Annotated in this window: 22 protein-coding genes; 12 read left to right on the plus strand and 10 right to left on the minus strand. The window is 40.9% G+C overall.

What is annotated here, in order from left to right; all coding sequences use genetic code 11:
• Positions 1–2,946, minus strand: a complete 2,946-nt coding sequence (gene porW, locus AC1DYB_RS19185) for a type IX secretion system periplasmic lipoprotein PorW/SprE (RefSeq protein ID WP_477437132.1) — start codon at positions 2,944–2,946, stop codon at positions 1–3.
• A 129-nt stretch (positions 2,947–3,075) separates the two neighbouring features.
• On the opposite strand from porW, the gene AC1DYB_RS19190 reads away from it, so the two are divergent.
• From AC1DYB_RS19190 to atpG, 8 genes are all read left to right on the plus strand, one after another.
• Entirely contained in the window at positions 3,076–3,309 is a 234-nt protein-coding gene (locus AC1DYB_RS19190) for an AtpZ/AtpI family protein (protein ID WP_477437134.1), read from the plus strand.
• Positions 3,306–3,692 carry a hypothetical protein gene (locus AC1DYB_RS19195; RefSeq protein ID WP_295712553.1) on the plus strand — a complete coding sequence of 129 codons (387 nt, stop codon included), beginning with the start codon at positions 3,306–3,308 and terminating at the stop codon, positions 3,690–3,692. The genes AC1DYB_RS19190 and AC1DYB_RS19195 overlap by 4 nt, the downstream gene beginning before the upstream one ends.
• Positions 3,693–3,784: 92 nt before the next feature.
• Positions 3,785–4,795: a F0F1 ATP synthase subunit A gene (gene atpB / locus AC1DYB_RS19200; RefSeq protein ID WP_477437136.1), complete on the plus strand. Its 1,011-nt coding sequence runs from the start codon at positions 3,785–3,787 to the stop codon at positions 4,793–4,795.
• 56 nt (positions 4,796–4,851) lie between these two features.
• Positions 4,852–5,094 carry an ATP synthase F0 subunit C gene (gene atpE, locus AC1DYB_RS19205; protein ID WP_274213861.1) on the plus strand — a complete coding sequence of 81 codons (243 nt, stop codon included), beginning with the start codon at positions 4,852–4,854 and terminating at the stop codon, positions 5,092–5,094.
• A gap of 102 nt (positions 5,095–5,196) precedes the next feature.
• A complete protein-coding gene (gene atpF / locus AC1DYB_RS19210; protein WP_295712549.1) occupies positions 5,197–5,688 on the plus strand; it encodes a F0F1 ATP synthase subunit B in 492 nt (163 codons plus the stop codon).
• Positions 5,689–5,812: 124 nt separating this feature from the next.
• The gene (gene atpH, locus AC1DYB_RS19215; RefSeq protein ID WP_295712547.1) at positions 5,813–6,361 is read left to right on the plus strand and encodes an ATP synthase F1 subunit delta; all 549 of its coding nucleotides are present in this window, start codon (positions 5,813–5,815) and stop codon (positions 6,359–6,361) included.
• A 33-nt stretch (positions 6,362–6,394) separates the two neighbouring features.
• A complete protein-coding gene (gene atpA, locus AC1DYB_RS19220) occupies positions 6,395–7,969 on the plus strand; it encodes a F0F1 ATP synthase subunit alpha (protein WP_295712545.1) in 1,575 nt (524 codons plus the stop codon).
• A gap of 149 nt (positions 7,970–8,118) precedes the next feature.
• Positions 8,119–9,000, plus strand: a complete 882-nt coding sequence (gene atpG, locus AC1DYB_RS19225; RefSeq protein ID WP_295712543.1) for an ATP synthase F1 subunit gamma — start codon at positions 8,119–8,121, stop codon at positions 8,998–9,000.
• An 889-nt stretch (positions 9,001–9,889) separates the two neighbouring features.
• Here the strand turns inward: atpG and AC1DYB_RS19230 are convergent.
• The 4 genes from AC1DYB_RS19230 to AC1DYB_RS19245 form a co-directional block, all read right to left on the minus strand.
• Positions 9,890–10,657, minus strand: coding sequence for an LpxL/LpxP family acyltransferase (locus tag AC1DYB_RS19230; protein ID WP_477437139.1), 768 nt, complete (start codon positions 10,655–10,657; stop codon positions 9,890–9,892).
• Between the two features lie 304 nt (positions 10,658–10,961).
• A complete protein-coding gene (locus AC1DYB_RS19235; RefSeq protein ID WP_477437141.1) occupies positions 10,962–12,095 on the minus strand; it encodes a glycosyltransferase family 2 protein in 1,134 nt (377 codons plus the stop codon).
• Between the two features lie 164 nt (positions 12,096–12,259).
• Positions 12,260–13,222 (minus strand): nucleotide-diphospho-sugar transferase, encoded by a 963-nt coding sequence (locus AC1DYB_RS19240; protein ID WP_477437143.1) that lies wholly within the window; start codon positions 13,220–13,222, stop codon positions 12,260–12,262.
• A 186-nt stretch (positions 13,223–13,408) separates the two neighbouring features.
• Positions 13,409–13,864 carry a DinB family protein gene (locus AC1DYB_RS19245; protein WP_477437145.1) on the minus strand — a complete coding sequence of 152 codons (456 nt, stop codon included), beginning with the start codon at positions 13,862–13,864 and terminating at the stop codon, positions 13,409–13,411.
• 144 nt (positions 13,865–14,008) lie between these two features.
• On the opposite strand from AC1DYB_RS19245, the gene AC1DYB_RS19250 reads away from it, so the two are divergent.
• The 3 genes from AC1DYB_RS19250 to AC1DYB_RS19260 are packed head-to-tail and all read left to right on the plus strand — an operon-like array spanning position 14,009 to position 17,539.
• Positions 14,009–15,733, plus strand: coding sequence for an ArnT family glycosyltransferase (locus tag AC1DYB_RS19250; protein WP_477437147.1), 1,725 nt, complete (start codon positions 14,009–14,011; stop codon positions 15,731–15,733).
• An 11-nt stretch (positions 15,734–15,744) separates the two neighbouring features.
• Complete coding sequence (locus tag AC1DYB_RS19255; protein ID WP_295712529.1) at positions 15,745–16,773, plus strand: hypothetical protein; 1,029 nt, start codon at positions 15,745–15,747, stop codon at positions 16,771–16,773.
• 40 nt (positions 16,774–16,813) lie between these two features.
• Positions 16,814–17,539, plus strand: coding sequence for a DUF2490 domain-containing protein (locus tag AC1DYB_RS19260; protein WP_477437149.1), 726 nt, complete (start codon positions 16,814–16,816; stop codon positions 17,537–17,539).
• A gap of 137 nt (positions 17,540–17,676) precedes the next feature.
• On the opposite strand, the gene AC1DYB_RS19265 is transcribed toward AC1DYB_RS19260, so the two are convergent.
• The 5 genes from AC1DYB_RS19265 to AC1DYB_RS19285 all read right to left on the minus strand — a co-directional run bounded on the left by AC1DYB_RS19265 (position 17,677) and on the right by AC1DYB_RS19285 (position 23,798).
• Positions 17,677–18,408, minus strand: coding sequence for a head GIN domain-containing protein (locus tag AC1DYB_RS19265; RefSeq protein WP_477437151.1), 732 nt, complete (start codon positions 18,406–18,408; stop codon positions 17,677–17,679).
• Positions 18,409–18,819: 411 nt separating this feature from the next.
• A complete protein-coding gene (locus tag AC1DYB_RS19270; RefSeq protein ID WP_477437153.1) occupies positions 18,820–20,496 on the minus strand; it encodes a M1 family metallopeptidase in 1,677 nt (558 codons plus the stop codon).
• 73 nt (positions 20,497–20,569) lie between these two features.
• Complete coding sequence (locus AC1DYB_RS19275) at positions 20,570–22,240, minus strand: M1 family metallopeptidase (RefSeq protein WP_477437155.1); 1,671 nt, start codon at positions 22,238–22,240, stop codon at positions 20,570–20,572.
• 72 nt (positions 22,241–22,312) lie between these two features.
• Positions 22,313–23,095: a fatty acid desaturase family protein gene (locus AC1DYB_RS19280; RefSeq protein WP_477437157.1), complete on the minus strand. Its 783-nt coding sequence runs from the start codon at positions 23,093–23,095 to the stop codon at positions 22,313–22,315.
• Between the two features lie 55 nt (positions 23,096–23,150).
• Complete coding sequence (locus AC1DYB_RS19285) at positions 23,151–23,798, minus strand: SMI1/KNR4 family protein (RefSeq protein ID WP_477437159.1); 648 nt, start codon at positions 23,796–23,798, stop codon at positions 23,151–23,153.
• A 235-nt stretch (positions 23,799–24,033) separates the two neighbouring features.
• On the opposite strand from AC1DYB_RS19285, the gene AC1DYB_RS19290 reads away from it, so the two are divergent.
• Positions 24,034–25,032 (plus strand): phosphotransferase enzyme family protein, encoded by a 999-nt coding sequence (locus tag AC1DYB_RS19290; RefSeq protein ID WP_477437161.1) that lies wholly within the window; start codon positions 24,034–24,036, stop codon positions 25,030–25,032.
• Positions 25,033–25,041: the final 9 nt, after the last annotated feature.

The raw sequence follows: 25,041 nt of genomic DNA on the forward strand, positions 1-25,041 counted from the left end.
TCAATAATATTTTTGATAGTAATCAATATAACTATCCAATGTTTTTTGGTCGGCTAATTTATCCAGATTTTCCTTGGTAATGATAAAAAAACTGTATTTATCCTTTGGCACCTTCATAATCTCGGGCATCAGCGGGATTATACCCCTGGCATATTTTTTTACGTCCTCGAGGTTGTAAAACCGACCAATAAATATCAGCTGGTCATCTGCGCCAATAGGTTTTAAATCATGCTTAATGGAACTGCCAGAAAACCTGGTACGGTTAAACTGCCCTATACCAAAACGCGATGAAGCCAGGTTAGTTGTACCGCTGCTCACATTTACCACAAAATAGTAATTGGTGCTATCACGCGTGGAGAAAATGTAGGTTACAGCCGGAAGCGGTTTTATGGCAGGAGCTTCTGTAACTTGTTGCTGGAGTTGTTGGTTTTGTGATACTGCTGCTAATTGGTCTGTCGGTTTGTTAACAGAATCAGCGGGTGGCACAGTCACTTTAGCTGCCTGTGGCTTGTTTTGTTCAACAGGAGGGGTAATAACCGGTGCGTTCACCTTTGGCTTGCTTTGTTCAACAGGTTTGGGTACATCAACAGGTACGGTTGGTTTTGCCTGCACTGCCAGGGGCGGACTTACTTTCGGTTCCTGCCTTACCTGTGCTACCTGTACCTGGGCCGATGGATGGTAAACCGGCCGGTATTCTGTTTGTTTTTGGTAAGCCACCGGTGGGGTAAAAGGGATGCCATTTATATCGTCACCAGTTAACACAACCTGTCGGGTTTCTACTTCGGCTTTATTTGCGTTGATATAGGCCAGGTGTTGATTGGCCAATGGGGTTACCAGTTTATCATCGGGGTATTTTGAAGTTATTTGCTGCAGATCGGCCATAAAGGGCGCCAGCTTTTCCTGGTGGCCGGCGGCGATAGTGCGTAAATATGATAGCTGGGCCGCGAAACGGTTATCGGGGTACTTGGTCAGTAATTCACCGGACTTTGTAATAACTTCGGTATACTTTTTTTGCGTGTACAGGTCAAATACGTTGTTATAAAATCCGTTGAATTCGGCATTGGCATCATCCAGGTGTTTGCTGTAATCGGGATCAAGGATTACTTTGGCAAATACGCTTTCAGGAAACTCCTTTAAGATACGGCTTTTGTACAATTCAGACCGGGAGGCATCTATATCAGCATACAGCCGGTACAGGTTATAATAGACTGCAGCCTTATCTGAACTGGTTTTGAAACGGGTAAGCAAAGTTTCATAAGTAGCAATAGCTTCTTTTTTATCGCCCAGAATGTCGCGGTAAAAATTGGCCATTTCCATATAGGCACTATAAACCCGAATGTTTGATCGGTTAAGCAGATCGGGGGTTAAGGGCAGGTTTTTAATAATGTCCTGCCGGTAGGCTCCAATATCACCCCGGGTAATATTGGCCTGATCCTGCGTTGAGGGTGCGAAAGGATCGATATCCGGAGATGGCATTACGCTGTTTGTGTTAACAGCTATATTGGTACTTGAGCGCTTGCTGCGGCGCCAGTTGTCTTCCAGTTTGCGGTTACCCCACTGCCTTTTAAAATCATTTGCCCCGAGGCTTAACGCGGCCGGGTTATAAAAATAAAATATACTGCCACCACTTTTACTGGCTTGCTGGTTATTTAAATTATTAGTGTTCCTGCTGTTTTCAAATTGGCCATTATTGTTGGTAACCGTTTCTTTGGTTACTTTATCCTGCAATATTTTGCGGTTAACCATCGCATCGATGCGGGCAGTACGGGTACTCTCATCCATGCCTGCAAGCATTTGCAGGGTATCCTCGCGCGAGATGGTTTGCAGTAAGCCGGTTAAAATTTGCAGGTTATTGGCTTTTTTGCGAATGATCTGGTAGCCGGGATAGGTGGGTGCAAGATAAGTGAGTGTGCTATCATAATATAAACGGGCACTTTCGTAATCGGCTTTGTTCTTAAAATTGATATCGGCAATGCGCAGGTAGGAGAGCCCTTTTTGATTTTGATTTTTGACACTGCCCCGTACCGATAGTTTATAGTTTTTAAGGGCGCCGTCAACATCACCTGTAGCGTAAAGCTGCTGGGCTACCTGGTAATAGATCTGATCGGTAAACTCGATGTTGTTTTGGTTTTTAAGCAATTTACGCAGGCGCTCAATTTTATTTTGTTTGATGCCGTTTTCATGATCCTGTATGCGGATACGGTTCAGGTTGGCATTAAAGGCCATTTCGAACGAGGCATTACTTTTAACAATGCTGGTATAATTGATAATAGCTTGCTCCGGTTTTTGGTTAAGTTCCTGTAGCTGGGCCAAAATAAATGTCCAGCGGAGTTTAAGACTTGTTTCATGACAATGCTGAAGGGCTATTTTAGCGCTCTCTTCGGCGGCGGGATAATCCTCTACATTGATATCATATTGCAGCCTGGCAGCATAAATGCCGGCAGGAATACTTTTTTTAGGATTGATACTGTTTATAGCGCTATCAATAGCAATTTTTGCTTCAGGCGTGTTATTGAGGTATAACAAAGCCCGGCCTTTCCATATAAAAGCTTCCTGTTTTAAAGCAGCCTGTTTGCCGTATGAGAGGATCACGTAGTTAAAATACTCTACTGCATCAAAGTAATTGCCTTCTAAAAAACGCGCTTTACCCATAACCAGGTAGGCATCGCCCAGGTAATGACTTTGCTCTTTTATGTTAATGATCTTATTGGCTTTACTGATGGCCAGCTCCAGGTCTTTATCCGGAGTGCTGGTTTGTACGGTAGTATCGGGGTAAACATTCAGCAGCTCGTTGTATGAATCAACAAAGCCGGCGGCATAGCTTTCCTGTTTAACGCGCAGTAATTCATTGGCATTAAACAGTATATTATAATGAGCAGTAAGGTTTTGCAGATTACGGTTTAAGCCGCTTTCCTTTTCAAGGGAGCAGCCTGCTATGAAGATCATTAGCGCGAGCAGAATAGATTTGTACGTTTTGGATATGGAAAATATGCTCACTCGCCTCAAAATATGATCATGTTATAAAAGCATTGCTAAAATACTAAAGATAATACAATAGGTTTAATAAATTTGCGCATGGCCCAAAATGAACAAAGTGATAATAAGGACAATGGTGGCAAGGAGGTTAATAACTATGCTAAGTTTTCGGGCATGGCTTTCCAGATGATCGCTGTTATTGGTGTGTTTGCTTTTGCCGGTTATAAAATAGACCAGGCCGGTAATCATCAAACAAAATGGGCAACCGCGGGCTTGTCGCTCGTTGGGGTATTTATTTCATTGTACATTATTATCAGATCTGTAAAAAGTTGAAACTATTTCCTACTGTATTATCATTCCTTATTTTTATTGTTATCATTTCGTTACCACCGGTGGTGTTGAGTTATACAACTTATGCCAAATTGGTTACACCAACGTTCTGGTTGTTGTTTTCATTTATTAGTGGACTTACTTTTTTAACCGTAATATCCATTGTATTTATAGGGAAAATAAACCCTGAATTGTACGCGCAAGCCTTTTTGGCTGCTACTACTGTTAAAATATTGGCCTGCTTGTTTTTCGTCCTCATTTTAATTAAGAAAAACAGCGTAGACAGGTATGTTTTTGCCGGCGATTTTTTTTACGTATATTTCTTAAATATGGCCTTTGAAATTTATGGTTTGTTACGTAACTTGCGCAACCAAAAATTAAGGTAGAAAACTTCATTTAGATGTATAACAGCTCGATTTTGAATTCAAAAATATTTAACACATTCCTGATTTCCGCGCTTTTTTTGTTGTTAGGTGTAATGCCTAAGCTATCAATTGCGCAAGAAAAAGCTGCTGAAGGCGCTGAAAAACCCTTTGATCCAAAAGAGGTGGTATTTGAACATATCGGCGATTCCCACTTTTGGCCCGTATCAATTCCGTTGATGGGCGAACACTTTCTTTCTTTGCCGGTAATACTTTATACCGATAAGGGGCTGGAAACTTTCTGGTCGGGCCATTTATTAAAGGAAGAAGGTGTAAAAGAAGAACCGGTTTATAAGGGTACACATTATAGCTATAAACTGGAAGAAGGTAAAATACACGCGGTAAACGAAGCCGGGGAGGTAGATAAAGCCGCCAAGGTTTATGATTTTTCAATCACCCGCAATGTGGCCAGTATGTGGCTGGGTATGATTGTTTTGCTTATTGTGTTTTTTGCCGTTACAGCGGGCTATAAGAAACGCGCTGGTAAAGCTCCAAAAGGTATTCAGGCATTATTGGAGCCTGTTATCCTGTTTGTGCGTGATGATGTAGCTATTCCTAATATTGGCATCAAGCACGTTAAATACATGCCTTTGTTGCTTACTATATTCTTCTTTATATTAATCAACAATCTGTTGGGTTTGGTTCCGTTTTTTCCGGGAGGCTTTAATTTAACAGGTAATATAGCGGTAACCATGGTGTTGTCGGTAATTGTGCTTATCGTTATTAACTTTAGCGGTAATAAATATTACTGGAAACACATCTTTACTCCTGATATTCCTTTTTGGTTATACCCTATCATGGTTCCGGTGGAGCTTATTGGTATCATATCTAAACCTTTTGCGTTAATGATACGTTTGTTTGCGAACATTACCGCAGGTCACATTATTGTGCTTAGTTTAATATCATTAATATTTATCTTTAAAACCGCATGGATGTCAACAGTTTCTGTTCCGTTTGTGGTATTTATGGATATGATAGAATTGCTTGTAGCATTTTTGCAGGCGTTCATTTTTACGATGCTTACATCGCTGTTCATTGGGATGGCTGTTGAGGAGCATCACCATTAATCTTGAATTAATTATAATTATATATACACGTTTTAAATTATCAAACAATGATTGGAATGATTGGAACAATTGCTCAAGCAGCTGCAACTGGTGTTGTTAGTCTTCAAAAACTTGGTGCAATTGGCGCAGGTTTAGCTGTAATTGGCGCAGGTATCGGTATCGGACAAATCGGTGGTAAAGCCGTTGAAGGTATTGCTCGTCAGCCAGAAGCTGCCTCAAAAATTCAAACTAACATGATCATCGCTGCAGCCCTTGTTGAAGGTGTTGCTTTGTTTGCCGTGGTAGTAGCTTTGCTCTAATTAGTTTTAGGCAAAAAGAAAAGAACAACCCGGGGCGATTGGCTCCGGGCTTGTTTTAATCCCATTAAAAGAATAACATACAAGTAATAGCAATACAGAATTATGGATTTAGTTACACCCGCATTAGGTTTAGTTTTCTGGACAACGATATCATTTGGGATACTGTTGTTTATATTAGGAAAATTTGCCTGGAAACCAATCTTAGGCGCGCTGAGCGATCGCGAACGTTTTATTGAAGACTCGCTTCAGAAAGCCGAAGCTGCCAAAGAAGAAATGTCCCGTTTAACTAACGAAAATGAATCGTTATTAAAACAAGCCCGTGCCGAGCGCGATCAGATACTTACTGACGCCCGCAAGGTTAAAGAGCAAATGATTGTTGATGCAAAAGAACTTGCTCATAAAGAAGGTGCCCGTATGATTGAACTGGCCCGCGTGGAAATTAACAATCAAAAAGCTATCGCGATGGCTGATGTTAAAAACCAGGTAGCCACCCTCTCATTAGATATTGCCGAAAAAGTATTGCGTAAGCAATTTGAAGATCATCAGAAACAAGATGAACTGGTAAGCCAATTATTAAAAGAAGTGAAATTATAGGGATTTCGGATTTGGGATGTTCAATTTCGGATTTATTTTCCGTATTGGGGTCCGAGTTTAAATGTCCTAGTTTCAAAATAGAAAATTCCGAAATCGAAAATTCGAAATCCGAAATAAAAAGAATATGTCAGAATTAACGGTAGGATCCAGGTACGCAAAATCCCTTATTGACCTTGCACAGGAACAAAACATTGTTGATGTGATCAAAGCTGATATGGATCTGTTTATACATACTTTGAAGGCGAGCCCGGAGCTTAAAGCTGTTTTGAGCAACCCCATTGTAGCGCACACCAAAAAAACCAAGATACTTGATGCCGTTTTCCTGAATAAGGTGAACAAGGCAACTATCGGTTTTTTTAAACTGATGGTTGATAAAGGTCGCGGCGAGGTTTTATATACTACAGCATTTGAGTATGTAAACCTGTTTAACATCAAAAGGCATATTACCAAGGCTAAGGTTACATCGGCTACTGAATTATCAGCAGCTAATAAAAAAACCATTATAGCCGAAGTACAAAGCGCGGTAGGTGGTACTGTAGTATTGGAAACCAAGGTTGATCCATCATTAATTGGTGGTTTTGTATTAACCGTGGGCGATAGGCAGGTTGATACCAGCATTGCAGCAAGCTTGAAAAAATTGAAAAAAGAATTTGCCGTGAAGGTGATTCAATAATAGTAAAAACAAAACTCTAAATAAATTTAAACAATGGTAGAGGTAAGACCAGACGAAGTATCGGCAATTTTGCGTCAGCAATTGGCAGGCTTTAAGTCAGAATCTGAATTAGAAGAAGTGGGTACTGTACTCCAGGTGGGTGATGGTATTGCACGCGTTTATGGATTAACAAAAGTACAATCAGGTGAGCTTGTAGAATTTGGCACAGGGTTGCAAGGTATCGTACTTAACCTTGAAGAAGATAACGTGGGTGTGGTATTGTTAGGTAAATCTGACGATATTAAAGAAGGTGATACTGTAAAACGTACCAACCGTATTGCATCAATCAACGTTGGCGAAGGCATGCTTGGTCGTGTTGTTGATACTTTAGGTACACCAATTGATGGTAAAGGACCGATAGTTGGCACAACTTACGAAATGCCATTGGAGCGTAAAGCGCCAGGTGTTATCTACCGTCAGCCGGTTACCGAGCCTTTGCAAACAGGTATCAAAGCTATTGACGCGATGATCCCGATTGGCCGTGGCCAGCGTGAGTTGGTTATTGGCGATCGCCAGACAGGTAAAACTGCTGTTTGTATCGATACCATTATTAACCAAAAAGAATTTTATGATGCCGGTAAACCGGTTATCTGTATATATGTTGCCTGCGGTCAAAAAGCATCAACAGTTGCAAATATTGTACGCACACTGGAAGAAAACGGCGCGATGCCTTTCTCTATCGTTGTGGCTGCAAGCGCTGCTGACTCTGCTACCATGCAGTTCTTTGCTCCTTTTGCAGGTGCTGCAATTGGCGAGTACTTCCGTGATACAGGCCGTCCGGCATTGATCGTTTATGATGATCTATCTAAACAAGCTGTTGCTTACCGCGAAGTATCATTGTTACTTCGTCGTCCACCGGGCCGTGAGGCTTATCCGGGTGACGTGTTTTACCTGCACAGCCGTTTATTAGAGCGTGCCGCCAAGATCAACTCTAATGATTCTATCGCCCAGGCGATGAATGATTTACCGGAGTCTATCAGAGGTATCGTTAAGGGTGGTGGTTCATTAACCGCTTTGCCTATTATCGAAACTCAGGCTGGTGACGTATCTGCATACATCCCTACCAACGTGATCTCGATCACCGATGGTCAGATCTTCCTTGAATCAAACTTGTTTAACGCGGGTGTTCGTCCGGCTATTAACGTAGGTATCTCGGTATCACGTGTAGGTGGTAACGCGCAGATTAAATCAATGAAGAAGGTAGCAGGTACTTTGAAACTTGACCAGGCTCAATACCGCGAATTAGAGGCTTTCTCTAAATTCGGATCTGATCTTGATGCATCAACCAAAAACGTGCTTGATAAAGGCGTACGTAACGTGGAAGTGTTGAAACAAGGCCAGTACTCACCGGTATCTGTTGAAAAACAAGTTGCCATCATTTATTTAGGTACAAAAAACCTGATGCGTACTGTACCTGTAAAGGATATCAGGAAGTTTGAGGCAGAATACACAAGCCAGTTAGAAGCTCGTCATCCAGAAGTATTAGCTGCCCTTAAAGCAGGTAAGTTTGATGATCAGATAACAGGCGTACTGGAAACAGTAGCTAAAGAACTGGCAGGAAAGTATTAATTTTAGTAGCAAGTAGTTAGTATCAAGTAGCAAGTATTTAAGCGCCTGGTATTATGAAACTAACTACTTGTATTCAAAAAAATATAGCATTAGTCGAGTGGTCATACAAGTCTTGATACTTGATACTAACTACTTGATACTCAAAAAAGATGGCTAATTTAAAAGAAGTAAGAAACAGGATAAAGTCTGTATCGTCAACACAGCAGATCACCAAGGCCATGAAAATGGTTTCGGCTGCTAAGTTAAAGCGCGCTACAAATGCTATCGTTCAATTGCGCCCTTATGCTAATAAGCTTAAAGAGCTGCTGGCAAACCTTTCTCAAAGTTTAGAGGATGGCTCATCACCTTATTTGCAGGAGCGCGAGCCCGTGCGTATTTTGGTTGTTGTAGTATCATCAAACCGTGGTTTGGCAGGTGCATTTAACGCCAACGTAATTAAAACGGCCAACAACCTTATTGCCGAAAAATACAGCAAGCAATTAGCGGCCGGTAATGTTTCGATTGTAGCGATAGGTAAAAAAAGCCAGGAGTTTTACGAAAGACGCAAGTACAATGTAATTGGTAACAATAACGATTTGTACCTTGACCTTAACTTTGAAAATGCTTCAAAAATTACTGAAAGCATTATGGAAGGTTTTGTTCATGGCAAGTATGACCGTGTTGAACTGGTGTATAACCATTTCAGAAACGCGGCTGTACAATATCTTGTTGCCGAGCAGTTATTGCCTGTTCCAAAACCCGATAAAAAGGATGCGGTGAAAACTGCTAATGTTGATTACATCCTGGAGCCATCGCAAGAGGAAATTGTAGAGCAACTGATCCCTAAAAATATTAAAATACAGTTATACCGCGCGGTATTAGATTCAAACGCATCTGAGCATGGCGCACGTATGACGGCTATGGATAAGGCTACCGAAAACGCCGGCGACTTGTTGAAAGCTTTAAAACTTTCATACAACCAGGCCCGCCAGGCTGCCATCACTACCGAGCTTACCGAAATTGTGAGCGGTGCCGCGGCATTAGCTGGTTAAGCTTATTCATCAAATATTTATACCAGGCCTCCTTGCAAAAGGAGGCCTTTTTTGTGCGGCAGGGTTTTGTTGGTGTGGCAGGACAAGGCGGTACAAAGTGGTGTGTTGTAATTGCGTTTTGCGGAGACACCAAAGATATTCTAAAGTTTTTTTTGTTCCCTCCCAACGGGAGGGGGGCGGTTGAAAAGTGCGCGATGGCAGGGAGGGGTTTCGCCGACATGCGATCTGCAACGGTACTTGTACGCCTGATTAAACCCCTACCTCCCCTTCCCCGAGGAAGGAATCGCACATTGCCCCTGCTTTTTATTATTCTTATGAACGCCGTAGGTGCAACGCCAATAAACGAGGTAAATAATTGTTGTTGAAGGGTAGCCTTCTACGAGGCAAAGATAATATGATGTGTTTTCTACAAACAGGTAGCACCTAACGGCGCAATGCTATTAAGGTTTTTAATTCCCTCCCAACGGGCTACTGTGTGTACACAAGTTTGTTAGTATGGCTGTGATTTGGCTAAAGCAAATGGGATTCTCTATTTGTTCGCTTCATAAAGTAATTGTTGCACAAGTAGTTATAAATTAGTGGCGTAGCTACGGCTAATATTGTAACAACGGATTTTAATCCGTTGAAAAAGAAGCAGCAGGTAAAAAAGAACCATAGGTTCGGCCCATATGTTCAGCTGGTTAACTGTTATTAACATGCAATAAATGGAAATATCGGTATGTGCTTAAAAGATGCGCCGTGCCTACGGCGCTTATTTTTATTTGGGTTAGGGTCAACGGATTAAAATCCGTTGTGACAATATCTTCGAGCCGATGGCTCTATGAAAAAATGGGGTAAAGATAAAATGCTGTGTTTTAAGTCGCCTAACTTTGAGATGGCCGTTATTTGATCAGGTAAAATTTTGGTGATAGGTAGTGAGCCATATGCTGGGGTCGTTTTTTATCTCGGTTTCTAAAAACGAAACAATTTGCTGCATTACGTCTGTTGAATCGGAGTTCAGCTTATTTAAATCAAATTGAGGGCCGCCGTCAAAATGGATCTTCCCTTTTCTGAGTACAGGTATAGCAGTAATTAAGGGTACGCCGGCTATGCGTGCCAGGCGCGCAGGAAGTAGCGATACATTTTGATGTTTGCCTAAAAAGCTTACAGGACAATTGTTTAAATTGTTAAAAATGTCGCAGGTAATAACTATCCGGCCATTCTGTTTCAAGTAGTTCACTATACAGCGCAGATCTGTAATTCCGAGGGCCTGCCGTTGAATTGTGCCTCTTTGTTTGGTCCATCTGCCACCGGCTATAATCAGCGAAAAATTATTTTGAAGGCACCATTGTACCAATAGCCTTTTCCATGGTGTATGGCAAATAGCTATTACACAACCAGAATTGGAAGGAATATTAATATTGAAATTTACTAAACGGAGCGTAATGAGCCTAAGGGGGCTTCGTACAGATAACGAAACTATTCTCCTAACAAGCCGGGTGTACCAAATTTGATTGAGATTTTTGTATAGCTGGCTTTTGCCGTTTAAATTTAAAATGTAAAAAGGAATTTTTATAAGCCTGGAAGAAATAAAGCAATAATGAATGCCTGCGCTTAAATGTGATAAAAGGCTACAGAAGGATATAAATTGGAATAAAATATAGGGTTTAGGAAGCATACCAAAATTTTAAAGATTTAAAAAATTGTATCGTTTATTATATGCAACTTAAAATATACGTGTTAGCAATAGGTTTATTTAGTACTGATTAAGGCATTTAGGTTGTGACAGCCCGGTTGATAACGCATGGCCTAAATGAAGGGCTTGGATTTGTTCAGTCCTGCAGATAGGCCCGGTTAAAATAGTATTTGGTTTAGTTAGGTGTTTTTTCAAATGTTATACAATATACTGATAGTCAGCTGTTATTGAAATTATAATTAAATATTGTACGCATTTTGTGCAATGGATGGGCATTGTGTAAAGCTTAATCTTTGCCTTTAAGCATAGCCAGCGAATAAAAACTTTCCCGCCAATAAATACCGCCTTGTTTCAGCGTTATCAATGCCGATTTTATTGTAAAGTAGGCTATATACACACCGGCAAACGGAACCATAAATGCATACCACCATTTATTGGGTAATACTACAGTCATGTATATCAGCAGAAATAGCAAAATCACGCATGCCATTAAACGGATCTGTGTGGAACCAAAAATAAAAAGGATGGGCAATGGCAACGTGAAACTTAGCAACATGGAAAGTGCATTTACAAGAGCTCTGCCGAGTTTATATTCGGCTATGGCAAAAGAGTTTTTCAATATTCCGTGGCCAAACTGGCGCAGGTTTTTGTACCATTCCAGGCAGATGTAGTTATTGCCCGCCAATACATCCTGGTTTAACCCTGCCAACTTGATAATATGACCAAGCTGCAGATCATCATCAGGTCTTAATTTTATGCGGGCATGGGTGCCAACTTTTTCATAGGCACTGCGCCTTAACAAATTAAATGCACCAATACTTGCAAAGGCGTTTGATTTATGGTTTTTGGCATCCCAGGGCCGCATATGCATCATGAGCATGATACTAAATGTGGCCAGCACACTATTTAAAATGGCCGATGGTGATACCAGTTGCGGCAATATGGTTAAATGATCAAGCTTTTGTTTTACCGCGTAGCCTACGGCCTTACTTAACGCATCCGGGTGAAAAACAATATCGGCATCAGCAAAAAGCATCCACTCTTCATTACTGCTTTTATAGCCCTGGTATAATGCATTGTTTTTACCCAGCCATCCAGGAGGCAGGCTGTCAATGGTGGTAACACTTAGTTTTGGATAATTTGTAACGAATCCCTTTAATATCTCGGCAGTGCCGTCGGTAGATCGGTCATTAACTACAATAATCCTGTAGTTACAATAATTGATATGGCAAACGCTTAACAACGCTTTTTCAAGGTCTTGCTCTTCGTTGCGTACGGCTATAATTATGACTACTGCGGGTTCATCGTCAATTACAGGTAGTTTGCTTATTTGTTTAATTTTTTTTAGGCCGACAATGAGGTAGGTGACAAATGCTACGTTTATAAAACATGTTAAAATGCTAATGACGGTAAAAATCATCGCGGTCAGGTTTTTCTATAAAAGTAGAAAAAACGACTGGATTTTAATTAATAGACGAGCCGCAAAATTGGTCTTTAAATAAACGAAATTTAAAAGCCTTGAGGTCAGTTAGTGGACTTATTTTAAATTTTTATATGGCATTAGATCAGGTATCGTTTTTGTTTTTAGAAGTCCTTTTTTAAAAACAAACTTAAATAGGCGGTTTTTACAAAAGGAAGCACCTTGCCGATTTTAAATTTTAATTTATTAAAAAGAGTGATCTTAAGCTCGTAATGCTTTTTATAAGTATGCCTGTCGGCCGCCTTTGATACGGCTATTTTTCGGGGATGCACAATAGCATCTATTGTATTTATTGATAAATCTGCAATGCCCACGGTATATTCATTGGTGTGCGTTGCTTCATCGTCAAAGCCTATGTTTGAAACAAGGTTTAGTACTGGCGTAATTGCAAAACCGGAAGACTTATAAATGCTGTAATTCCATTGTGTGTCCCATGTATCTATTTTATTCTGAGCCATGCCTAAAAAGGATGTTTCCCAAAGATGCCTTTCAAGAACATCCGGAAATTTTTGTTTTAGTATGATTTTAAACTCTTCGCTTGTTTCTACAGGAATATCAAACTGATATTTTTGCCATGCGCGCCGCCAGGTAGCCCATCCATAAGGGTGTATATAGTTGCTGAAATAATAGCTTTTGTTTCCGAAATTACTTGTATGCTGAAACCGTGTGCCATTGATATGCATAATCTGTTCAGTATCTCTGTACCTGTTTAATAGCTCCTCACAAAAATAAAAAAAGCTATTTCCGGGCACACAATCGTCTTCCAATATTATTCCTTCTTCCACGTTTTCAAAAAACCAACTTATTGCTCCATATACTGCTTTTCCGCAACCTAAGTTTTCTGTTCTAAATAAAAGTTTAACATCACAATCCCAATCAATCGCATCCAAAACGTTTTTTTTGACGAGTTCACATTTTTCAAATTCACCAGGCCGGTCTTTTCTCGGCCCATCTGCGGCTATAAAGAGAGTTTTTGGTTTTTGGATTTTGATAGCATCAAAAACTTTTTTGGTGTGGCTCGGACGATTGAAAATCAAGAAGAGAATCGGAGTTGTAGTAGGATTCATATTACCAAATAACGTACAATTCAGAAGTTTTTTTGTAAAAAAAAGCGTAAAAAGGGTATAAATGAATTTATAGAAAAGGAAAAGTAATATTATTTATTCGGCCGTTGTTGGGTCGATGATCGGGTACACTTCGCCAACAGGGTTTGCCGGAAATCCACACGCAAAATAGAACACCCCTATATTACCTTATAATACTCTTTTCAATGCCATCATGTACCCGAAGTGTAAACCTTCATGAAAAGGCAAAAACGCAAGTGCGGCTTCAACAGAATTTACAGTGGTGCCATACCGGGTGCTCCAGGTTGGGTAGTTTACAAACAGGTTGTTGTTAACATCTGTTTCCAGCTGATCGATAGTTGAAAGAAATAGTTCTTTGATGGTGGCTACATCTTCTGCGCCCACAAAAGTAGTTGGTTTAGTTTCCGGGCGGTAGGGGGTATAGTATTTGTCGTCCACTATTACCGGTAAACCTGCACGGGTATAAAAAATACCCTGTTGACCTGATATCATGTGTGCTATATTCCAGATGATATTGTTGTTAAAGCCCTGAGGTACTTGGTTAAGCTGTTCCAGCGTAAGGTCCTTCACCTGGTTGAGCGCCAATTCTCTTGGTCCTCTGATTAGTTCTATTGATTTGAGCATTACAGATAATTGTTTAGTTATTGGAAGGCTAAAGTAGGAAGATTTAGGTTATTATTTCATCAAATTACTTATTCATGATAGGGATAGTTTTATGTGTTTGGTGTTTTATTATACCTTTACAAACTCAATTTCAATAGTTCATTAATGCAGGATACCGCCATAATTAATACGCCGGCCCAAACAAAATACAACAAGCCCATTATTTATTTTTTATTGCTGTGGACGGCGCTAAACATCCTGCAGGCTTCCACTTTAGAGGTGCATGCAGATGAAGCCTACTACTGGATCTTCTCGCGCATGATGGATTGGGGTTTCTACTATCACCCGCCTATGGTGGCAGTATTTATCCGCATGGGTGATATGCTGATGCATAACGAACTGGGAACACGGCTGGCAATGGTTATATCGAGCACGCTCTCTATCTACATCATCTGGCTGATGTTAAAAAGGTATGAAGTAAGTACCAAATGGTTTATTTTGCTGATGTCGGGCGTATGGGTGTTTCATATCTATGGCTTTACCGCCACACCCGATGCACCACTGCTTTTCTTTACAGTGCTGTTTTACTATTTTTACCAGCAATACATTGATAACAACAGCTGGAAACTGGCGCTGATATTGGGCATAGTAGTGGCTTGCCTTATGTATAGTAAGTACCATGGTATATTGGTGGTGAGTTTTACCTTACTATCAAACCTTAAACTTTTAAGGCGTCCTTCTTTTTATTTTATTGTGCTTTTGGCTCTGGGTTTGTATGTGCCTCATATTTTATGGCAGTATCACCATAACTTCCCGGCTATAAATATTAGCCTGTTTGAGCGCGAAGGCGACGGTTTTCACTTCAATGCCGGATCTGATTTCTTTTTTGGGCAATTGCTTTTGGGTGGCGCGCTCACATCCTGGTACCTGTTTTATGCATCCTTTACTACACGGATTAAGGATAAATTTATGAGGGCGCTGCAGGTGAACATGGTTTGCACATTCGCCTTTTTTATCCTGAGCTCATTAAAGGCTACTGTGCAGTTACATTATGCCCTCATTGGCTTTGTGCCTTTGGTAATGCTTGCACTCATTAACCTTAAGCAAAGGGAATTGAACCCTACATGGTTGTATCGTTTAAGCATTATCAATATCGCGTTGTTTGTGGCGTTTAGATTGTGTGTAGTTGCAGGCTTTGATATTTTAAAAGGTAATGAACAGTTAGAGGCATACTTTGGTCATCATAAATGGGCGGATGCTATTCATGCCAAAATTGGCGATAGCTATTTGGTCATGAAAAATGAGTACCAGGATCCATCAAGATATTCTTATTACACCAACTCTTTAAAAGGGTTTGCCTATGATTCCCGCTATTACCGAACCACCCAGTTTGATATGTGGCCGTTTGAAGAGCAATTTCAGCATAAAAGAGTTTATTATCTTACTCATGATAAGATACCCAATGTTACTACCGATAGTATGACCATCAGGGGGAAATGGTATGGCAGCTGGGTAGAGGATACCCGCACTTACCAAAAAGTGAAATGTAAAATTTTATCTCCTAATTTTGCATTTGCACCCGGACAAAAGCATGTAATCAATATGAGGATAACTAATCCATATTCATATACCATTAACCTCAGCAACAAAAACCAAACGCATCCGCTTACCTTAGAAGCCTGTATACTCATCGGTGAGGACATAGTGAAGACACAAGCTTCGGGAGATGACTTTAATAATATATCTCTAAAACCGGGCGAACAAACCGACTATGCCTTTACCCTTATTGCTCCTGAGAAAAAGGCAAATTATCTGCTGTTCTTCTCCTTGCGTACAGAGCCGTTCCAGGGAGGCAGGAACAGCGATGGTATTAGTTTTACAGTTAAATAATAATTACACCTATGTTTAAAAGAATATACTTACTTGCAGTTTTTACAATAATTACCGGTACTGCCGCGCTGGCACAGCAAACCATTGATATTCATTTTAACGCGATGGGCTTTATGGACAACCGCGAGTATAAGCCGTTTGTATTACGATCTCGCACCTACAATGGTGTGCGTACCGCTCTTGATGTGGGATGGAACCTTGATAGTTTAAATCACTTTATTGTGGGTGCCAATGGTATTCATGAGTTTGGCGCCAAACCTTATTTTTTAAAGGTTGACCCGATTGCCTATTATAGCTTTACAGGTAAAAGCTGGCTTTTTAATGCCGGGGCTTTCCCTCGTGAGGGTTTACTTGATGATTATCCACGGGCAATACTTAATGATACCTTACGCTATTATCGTCCCAATATCCAGGGGCTTTTAGCACGTGTGCATAATGATCATTTTGTGGAGACTGGCTGGATAGATTGGGTAAGCCGCCAAACCAATACAGATAGAGAGCAGTTTTTATTTGGATTTTCGGGCAGGTACAAGCCATCGGTTACCGGTATGTTTTATGTATCACACAATTTTATGCTGGAGCACGATGCCGGTGCAATCATTGCTGTGCCTAATGATAATATACAAGATAACGGCGCGGGCCAAATAAGATTAGGGCTCGATTTTGGCCACAAAACCTTTCTTGATTCCTTATCAATAGAAGCAGGAGGTATGATGTCATTTGAACGAACCCGTGGAGTTGATGGTTTCCAAAAGCCAGCGGGCTTTGTGGCAAATGTTTATTTTGGCTATCACCGTTTTGCCTTGTTTGATGAATTTTATAAAGGGCAAGGGCATCATATTATGTACGGTGATGCGTTTTATGAAAAGAAAACGTACAACCGGATGGATATTATATGGACGCCTTTCCTGTACAATAGGATAAAAGGGCAGTTTATTTTAAGTTTTCACCAAACACCTGGTTTTAAAACCAGTAACCAGGAAGCTTTCAGGGTAACTGTTGATCTGGGCAGAAGGACCTTAATCAGGTTGAAGGATTAAAAATTGGGGAGTACCATTTTATTAAATAATATATACATCTATGCAGTTGAAGCAAAAATTAGCAGTTTTAATAGTTTTAATGTTTATAGTACCTGCGAAGCTATTTGCGCAGGATAACCAGTTTTCGGCATGGGCGGCTTTGTTCCACAGCCAGAAATTATCTGAGCACTGGGGGTATTCGTTTGATGGGCAGCTCCGTTCACATGATGAGCTTAGCTATCTAAAGCACATATTGCTGCGTCCATCGGCTAATTATTACTTCGCTAAAAATAAGGTAGGAGCCTTGGGATATGCATATATAGCCACTTATGGCCGCAACACAGCGGGCGACCAAACCTTCCGCCCGGAACACCGTATATGGGAGCAGTATACTTATTCGCACAAAGTAAATAAAAACATCGCAGTAGCACACCGCTTCCGCTTAGAGCAGCGTTTCCTGGGCCACACCGGGGCAAATAAGAACGATCAGTATTTTGCGCAGCGCTTAAGATATTTTGCAAGAGGAGTTATCCCACTGAAAAAAGATTCGGGAGCATTTAACAAAGGGCCATTTGTTGCCTTGCAAAATGAAGTGTTTGTAAACATCCAAAATAAAAACAAGGGGAATAAGCACTTTTTTGATCAGAACAGGGCTTACGTTGCCGTAGGATATCGTATCAATAAGATGATAGACGTGGAGACTGGTTACCTTAATCAATACATTAAACAAGCCGAAAGCTATACGCTTAACCACGTGGCTCAGCTGGCTTTTTATACCAGATTTTAGAATCAGCCGGCTCTCTTCAATGAAGAGGACGTGAAAATAGTTTAAACGAAAAAAGCGATGGGTTTTCTCATCGCTTTTTTCGTTTTGTCTTAAAGTTTCCTCTTTCGGAGAATAGCCTCGCTGTTTAGGCGAGGTTTTTACATTCTGCTAATATCGCCGCTGCCCACTTTGGAGCTGTTGATGTTTTTAACACTACCGGTGTAGTGTACATCGCCCGAACCTATAACGGAGGCATCAAGTTTCTGACTAACGTTTATTCTGACATCGCCAGAGCCTGCAACGCGTACTGATGCTGTATTGGTAACAAGGTCTCTGGCAGAATAATCGCCAGAGCCTGCAACGCTGATATTGGAGTTATCGGCACTACCGCTTATGGTAATATCTCCTGAGCCCGCCAAAACAGCATCCAATGATTTTACATCCAATCTGCCGGTTACATCACCCGATCCTGTAAGCTTCAGTTTAAAGGAATTGGCACGAATGCCCCCTTTAAAAGATACATCGCCAGATCCTGAAAGGATGACGCCATTAAGATCTTTGGCCGATACATAGATCATTATTTTTTTGTGACCGCCATTAAACCAATGCCAGTCATTATCACTTTTAGTATATATTTTAAGTACACCGCCTTCAACTTCGGTGATGATCCGACTAATAATATCAGACGGGGCCTGTACCTTAACCGATTCGGTAGATCCTTGTGTAATAACTACATCGAATGAACCTGCAACATTTACCGAGCTGAAACCGGTAATATGGCGGTCTTCTGTATTTTGAGTTACTTCTGTTGAATGAGTTTTTGCTATTGTATAACCTGCAGTACCCGTTACCAAAACGGTAACCAGTAATATTTTGCTTAATAATTTCATGTTAACTGTATGTTTTGTGTCTATATGACGCAAGTTTTTTGACGAGGTTGCACGGAGGCAGAAATAAAGTTAAAAATAGGTCATTTCTATTGAGTCAGGAGATGTTTCATTCCTACCCATGACAAGTTGGAAAATCCCAGACTTACGAAGTTTTTAAAACTTCGTAAGTCTTTCGCCGTTTGACATTTCTCCTTCTGCGATTACCTAAATTTGATACCTACCTATGACAAGTTATAAAACTGAAGTCGTCCTGAACTTGTTTCAGGATCCCACAGGACAGGTGGACCGCATGAAGTACACTTAGCAAGTGGGGTGCTGAAACAAGTTCAGCATGACATTGGGTTTAAATCGATTTGTCATTTCTCCTTCAGCGTTTCGCGAAATTCATCACTCAGCAAAACAAATTTACTTTTACTCTACCAGTACTCCAATATAAAAATTAAACGTATCAACCTCAATATTATCCTTTGTTGCGCCGTCAAGTTCAATAGGTTTAAAGCGGGTTGTTGGGGTAATAAATTTATAATCGCCACCTTTAACCCTTACTTTAACCGGCATGTTGAAACCTTTAGCATCTGCGCTGGTCCAGCGGGCGAGGGTTTTACCATCTTTTACCATCAGCTCCAGGATAGGCAGGGTTTTGTAGTGCAGGTATTGGTCAAATACCGGCGACAGATCCATCCCCGATTGCTTGTTGATATAATCCACAACCTGATCATAGGTAACGGTTTGATGGTAGAAAGTTTTGTTAAGTCCGCGCAGTACACTGCGCCATTTTTCATCGTCGTTAATAATGGTGCGGATCATGTTGAGCATATTGCCGCCTTTGTAATACATATCGCCAGAGCCTTCTTTGTTCAAGTTATACGGACCAACTATCGGCCTGTCGTTTACGATGCTTGCGCGGGTGCCGTGTACATATTCCTGGCCGGCTTGTTTGCCATAAAAAGTTTCTACAAATAGTGATTCAGAATAATTGGTGAAACTTTCGTGAATCCACATATCACCCAGGTCTTTGGAGGTGATGTTATTGCCGAACCACTCGTGCCCGCTTTCGTGCACAACTATAAAATCCCATTTAAGTCCCCAGCCGGTACCGGAAAGGTCGCGACCGAGGTAGCCGTTTTTGTAATGATTACCATAGGCCGTACCACTCTGGTGCTCCATACCCAGGTGATGGCTTTCTACCAGTTTGTAGCCATCCTCGTAAAAAGGATAAGGGCCAAACCAGTTTTCAAAAGCTTTCAGCATCCGCGGCGCATCAAGGCCCCATTGGGCTTTAGCTTTATCAAGGTTGTAGCTTAATGGCCAAAAATCCATGGTAAGCTTGCCTTTTTCGCCATCGTAAACACCCTCGTAATGGGTGTAATCGCCGATGTTGGCTTCAATATCATAATTATTGATGGGGTTACTTACAAACCAATCGAACCGGGTATACCCATCTTTCAGATCGGTAACTTTACGTAAACGACCATTTGAAACATCTTTTAAACCTTTTGGTACGCTAATGCTGATGAGCGCGCTATCCACCTCATCGGCCTGCTGATCTTTAGTGGGCCACCAAACGCTGGCTCCCATGCCCTGGCAGGCGGTGGATACCCATGCATGACCTAATGAATCGGTATTGTACTCAACGCCTCCATCCCAGGGAGCACGTTTGGCTATGGTAGGGTTGCCCGAGTAGTACACTGTAAATTCATCCTTACTGCCTTTAGTGATGTTTTTAGGGAAGGTTACAAACACGGCGTTAAATTCACGGGTGTATTTCAATTCCTGACCTTTGTAAACCACTTTTGCTATCTGCAGGTTATTCCAAAGATCAAATTGCAGCTTATTAAAATCATTAACAGCAGTAAACTTGAATAATACATTACCACTGATGAATTTTTTATCGATATCAAACTTCACATCAAGGTGATAGTAGTTAATATCATAACAGGTACGTAGCGGTGTGGTTAATGATCCGCGTAAAGTATCGGCACGTGTAAAAGTTTCTTTTGCAACGCCCAGTTGCGCCTTAGCCGGAAGTAAGCTCGCACCTGCCATCAATAAGCTAAGTGCGCATTTGTATAGGTTTTTATTTTGCATTCGTGTTTATGTAAATCGTTTCTAATTTTTTTTGCTCCAGTCAACCACTCACTTAATCAACCACTCACTCAATTTAATCAACCAATACCCCAATATAAAAGTTAAAGGTATCTACCTCAATATTATCTTTGGCTGCGCCCTCCAAATCAACGGGGGTAAAACGAGTTGTTGGTGTGATGAATTTATATTCGCCGCCTTTTACCCGTACCAAAACCGGCATGGTAAAATCTTTTACATCTGCTATCCACCTGCTGCAAAATTTACCGCCTTTTGTAGCAAACTCCAGCGTTGGCAGGTTTTTGTAATGCATGTATTGATCAAATACCGCTAACAGGTTTTTGCCCGACTGCCCGTTAATATAATCAACAACCTGCGCGTAAGTTACCGTTTGATGATAGAATGTTTTGTTTAGGCCTCGCAGAATATCCCGCCATTTTTCGTCGTCATTAATGATCGTACGTGCCATGTTAAGCACAACCGCGCCTTTAGGGTACATATCGCCCGAACCTTCTTTGTTCACGTTGTAGGGGCCAACCAACGGACTATCATTGTTAATACCATCCCTTAAACCAAAGTTATACTCCTGCCCGGCTTTTTTGCCCCAGTTATCTTCAATGAACAGTGATTCGGAATAGCAGGTAAAGCTTTCGTGGACCCACATATCGCCTAAATCTTTCCCGGTGATGTTGTTGCCGAACCATTCGTGCCCGCTTTCGTGAATGATGATGTAATCCCATTTTAGTCCCCAGCCCGTGCCCGACATGTCGTAGCCCATATAACCATTTAAAAAGTGGTTACCATAAGCGGTTGCGCTCTGGTGCTCCATACCTAAATGCGGGGTTTCTACCAGTTTGTAACCATCCTCATAAAAAGGGTAGGGGCCAAACCAGTGTTCAAAAGCCTTAAGCATAGGTTTTGCATTGGCACTGAAATGTTTTTTTGCTTTTTCAAGGCTTGCAGGCAACACCCAATAATCCATGGCAAGCTTGCCTTTTTCGCCCATATAGCTATCACTGAAATGAACATAATCGCCAATATTGGCGACTACATCATAATTGTTAATAGGGTTTGCCACAAACCAATCGAACCGGGTATAACCATCTTTTAATGTGGTTACCTTACGCAGGCGACCGTTGGATACATCTTTGAGCCCCTTAGGTACACTGATGCTGATCAGCATGCTATCAACCTCGTCGCTCAGGTGGTCTTTATTGGGCCACCAGATACTGGCGCCTACGCCCTCGCAAGCAGTAGCTACCCATGGTTTACCTAACGAGTCTTTTTTAAATACCAGTCCGCCGTCCCAGGGTGCATTTAAGGCAACGGTTGGTTTGCCAGAATAATATACCGTAAACTGGTCCTTACTGCCTTTGGCAATCGCTTTAGGGAAGGTAACAAACACGGCGTTGGCATCGCGTTTAAATGGTAGTATTTTGCCTTTGTAAACTATCTTATCTACCTTAAGGTTAGCAAACAGATCAAATTGTAGTTGGGTAAAATCCTGCGTGGCGGTAAACTTAAAGAGGTTACTGCCGCTGATGGATTTTTGGGCGATATCAAATTTAACATCAAGATGGTAATAGTTGATATCGTAACACGCGCGTAATGGCGTTAAGTTACCGCGCAAGCTATCGGCATGAGTAAAGGTTTCCTTTTCTTGCAGGAGTTGAGCGTGGGCAGGTTGTGAAAATAATCCTGCACTTAAGAAAAGCAGTCCGGTGTAGTATAATTGTTTTATGTTCATGAATTTTTTGTCATTATATTGATTCATCCAAGGGCTATTGCAAAACCTACATTAAATGATGGAGGACGCGGGTTAAAAGGTTTGTTTTTTTTCAATCTCGGGGAGGGCCTCATCTATTCGCTTAGCCAATTCAGGAAGTTTTATAGTTGGTACAGCTGGGAACAAGTGGTGTTCCAGGTGATAAAACATACTAAAGGTGATTTTATTTTTCCAGTCGCTTCTTTGGGTACGTGCAAATTCGGGGCTGTCATGTGTATCGTGATGAACTGTCCATACAGCAAAAAACGCCATCAAAAACTCGCCGATAACCATAATGATGATGTGATAGATCAAAAAGTAAATGTGGAAATAAAATACGATGAATGTAAAGGCCGCTATGGATGCCAGTTCAAAAAGCACGTTGCGTTTATAGTTTTTATTGCCCAGTTCAAGCGTTACTTTATGAATGAGAAAGATATGGATAGGCCCATAAAAGATAGCTCCGTACCAACTCATATTCGCCGATTTTCCCTCATAATCTTCTTCGGTAAGGCAATACTTATGATGCCTGATGTGGTTGAACTTTACCGCATGGATAGATACCATCATCAGGATGCTGTTACTGTACAACGAAAACCAAGTTAAAAACTTATTTGTGCCAAGCGAGTTATGGAACCCATTATGTACCTGCCTTAAACCGGTTAAAAAGAAAAACGCCGAAAAGGGAAGTGCCAGTACATAATATCCATAGTAAGCCAAAGCCCAGGAAGCTATGGCCCAGGGAATAGTTAAGTTGTTTTCAATTAGCATTTCCCTTACGGTCAGGTTCTTCAGGTCCCGCCAATCAACTTTTTTTAGTATTTCCTGGTGTGTCATTTTGCGCTGGTTTGGTACTTCAAATTTAAACTAAATTTTGCCTGGTAGCAGGCTGTTAGTCTAACCAAAATTTAATATTCAATGTTGTCTGTTGATTGGTTTCAAACTCGGATACATTTGAAATACCATCGAATATTTCATTCGCTAAAAGCTTACTTATATTTTCTGCCCAATAAATTTTATCTGTTCCATACATAGATAAAATTGGATTTCCAGGTTCATCCACCAACATAAATCTGTGCAAAAAAATAGGAAATATTCTTGATTGGGTTAACATACCCAAGTCGGTTATTCTAATAGAGTTCTCTTCACAAACCAGTTCTATCGATTCTTTAATCACTGCTAAATCGTCAGGGAACGAATAGAATACAGGACTAAAAACAGGTATGGAGCCGTCGTTCCCCAAAATATTTATTCCGGGTTTTGTTAGGCCATTCATCGTTTTATAGAAATTTCTCAGCGGCAAGGGAAAATTAAAGGACATGGTTTTTTCAAACTCAGCAAGCTCATGTTCGCTTAAGCCATTCTTCCACTTTGAGTTTTGCTGTATTTGAAAGCCATACAGATTTTTATTTGGAGTTGTTCCTTTCCAATATCTTTCACTCAAGAGTTTTATTTTTTCAAAAAAAGATAGGCTGTCGTCCGGTAACGGTAGGTCCACCATCTTAGCCTTGTCCTTTTTAAGAAAATTGAATGGAGTCATTTTTTATTCCCAATCTTAGTTTGCGTCTATTTGCCTTATTGAGTCCTGTTTTCTTCAAAAGCTTGCTTAAATCAACTGCCTAAATTAGCAACATAATCGCTAACAAATAATTTAATACAACACTGTTACATTAACGTGTTAATAAGTGGCTAATATTGGCTAAAATAAGGATAAGCCCAGTGTTAAGTTTATTCAATTTTGTATCATTGCAGCCCCATTTTAATTTTTAAAACCTATGACGCACTTCCCGGCACAATATTCCACCTTATCGGCCATTGCTTTAAAAAAGTATATTGAAGATGCTTATAATTTAAGGCTGATAACCTGCAAGTTTTTATTACGCGGAGTAAGTGATACTTATATTATAGAGGCTACCGATGCCAAGTATGTTTTAAAGATCTACCGTGAACAACATCGGTCGGTTGAGGAGATAAACGGAGAAATTGAGTTGTTAAACCAGCTTAAAGATGGCGGCGCAAGAGTAGCGTACCCTATTAAAGATATACATGGTAAACAGTTACAGCAATTTAATGCCGCCGAAGGCACGCGGTATGGGATCTTGTTTTCATTTGCCGAGGGGACCCCGGTTCTTGATTTGAATGATGAGCAACTTAAAACGGTTGGCCGGGAGATGGCTATAGTACATAATTTAACATCGGATATCCAACTCCAGCATCCCCGCAGGGAATATACCATTGAAACAACACTTAACCAGCCTCTAAAAAGTTTCGAGCCTGCTTTTAAAGAGCTGCCGGAGGAGTACGCTTACCTAACTGAAACTGCCGCTAAGGTAGCGCAAAAGATAGCATCATTTGATGCCACAAAATTTAGCTACGGTTATTGTCAGTATGATTTTTTGCCTAAGAATTTTCACTTTGACGAAACTGGGAATTTAACCTTTTTCGATTTCGATTTTGCCGGTAAGGGTTACCTTGCCAATGATCTGATGTCATTTTTCGTGCATTTTTTTGTACATGTGTATACCGGCAAACTTACCGACGCGGAAGCTGAGCGGATGTTTGCTGTTTTTGTTAAAAGTTATCGTGAAAACCGATCTGTTACCGAAGATGAGCTAAAAGCAATCCCTTACCTTGGGGTAGGGTTCTGGATTTTTTATTTAGGATTTCAGCATGAACACTTTGATGACTGGTCGAATTTGTTTTTTGGTACAAGGTTTATTAAGGATCGCGTGGCCCTTATCCGTGCCTGGGTAAACAAGTATTGCGAATTTTGACCTTGTGCC

The organism is Mucilaginibacter sp. P2_A4, assembly GCF_056405015.1.

Bases quoted from the DNA above. Each gene is read 5' to 3' on its own strand.
- porW (WP_477437132.1), bottom strand. From the start codon at position 2,946: ATGATCTTCATAGCAGGCTGCTCCCTTGAAAAGGAAAGCGGCTTAAAC.
- AC1DYB_RS19190 (WP_477437134.1), top strand. From the start codon at position 3,076: ATGGCCCAAAATGAACAAAGTGATAATAAGGACAATGGTGGCAAGGAG.
- atpB (WP_477437136.1), top strand. From the start codon at position 3,785: ATGCCTAAGCTATCAATTGCGCAAGAAAAAGCTGCTGAAGGCGCTGAA.
- atpE (WP_274213861.1), top strand. From the start codon at position 4,852: ATGATTGGAACAATTGCTCAAGCAGCTGCAACTGGTGTTGTTAGTCTT.
- atpF (WP_295712549.1), top strand. From the start codon at position 5,197: ATGGATTTAGTTACACCCGCATTAGGTTTAGTTTTCTGGACAACGATA.
- atpH (WP_295712547.1), top strand. From the start codon at position 5,813: ATGTCAGAATTAACGGTAGGATCCAGGTACGCAAAATCCCTTATTGAC.
- atpA (WP_295712545.1), top strand. From the start codon at position 6,395: ATGGTAGAGGTAAGACCAGACGAAGTATCGGCAATTTTGCGTCAGCAA.
- atpG (WP_295712543.1), top strand. From the start codon at position 8,119: ATGGCTAATTTAAAAGAAGTAAGAAACAGGATAAAGTCTGTATCGTCA.
- AC1DYB_RS19230 (WP_477437139.1), bottom strand. From the start codon at position 10,657: ATGCTTCCTAAACCCTATATTTTATTCCAATTTATATCCTTCTGTAGC.
- AC1DYB_RS19235 (WP_477437141.1), bottom strand. From the start codon at position 12,095: ATGATTTTTACCGTCATTAGCATTTTAACATGTTTTATAAACGTAGCA.
- AC1DYB_RS19240 (WP_477437143.1), bottom strand. From the start codon at position 13,222: ATGAATCCTACTACAACTCCGATTCTCTTCTTGATTTTCAATCGTCCG.
- AC1DYB_RS19245 (WP_477437145.1), bottom strand. From the start codon at position 13,864: ATGCTCAAATCAATAGAACTAATCAGAGGACCAAGAGAATTGGCGCTC.
- AC1DYB_RS19250 (WP_477437147.1), top strand. From the start codon at position 14,009: ATGCAGGATACCGCCATAATTAATACGCCGGCCCAAACAAAATACAAC.
- AC1DYB_RS19255 (WP_295712529.1), top strand. From the start codon at position 15,745: ATGTTTAAAAGAATATACTTACTTGCAGTTTTTACAATAATTACCGGT.
- AC1DYB_RS19260 (WP_477437149.1), top strand. From the start codon at position 16,814: ATGCAGTTGAAGCAAAAATTAGCAGTTTTAATAGTTTTAATGTTTATA.
- AC1DYB_RS19265 (WP_477437151.1), bottom strand. From the start codon at position 18,408: ATGAAATTATTAAGCAAAATATTACTGGTTACCGTTTTGGTAACGGGT.
- AC1DYB_RS19270 (WP_477437153.1), bottom strand. From the start codon at position 20,496: ATGCAAAATAAAAACCTATACAAATGCGCACTTAGCTTATTGATGGCA.
- AC1DYB_RS19275 (WP_477437155.1), bottom strand. From the start codon at position 22,240: ATGAACATAAAACAATTATACTACACCGGACTGCTTTTCTTAAGTGCA.
- AC1DYB_RS19280 (WP_477437157.1), bottom strand. From the start codon at position 23,095: ATGACACACCAGGAAATACTAAAAAAAGTTGATTGGCGGGACCTGAAG.
- AC1DYB_RS19285 (WP_477437159.1), bottom strand. From the start codon at position 23,798: ATGACTCCATTCAATTTTCTTAAAAAGGACAAGGCTAAGATGGTGGAC.
- AC1DYB_RS19290 (WP_477437161.1), top strand. From the start codon at position 24,034: ATGACGCACTTCCCGGCACAATATTCCACCTTATCGGCCATTGCTTTA.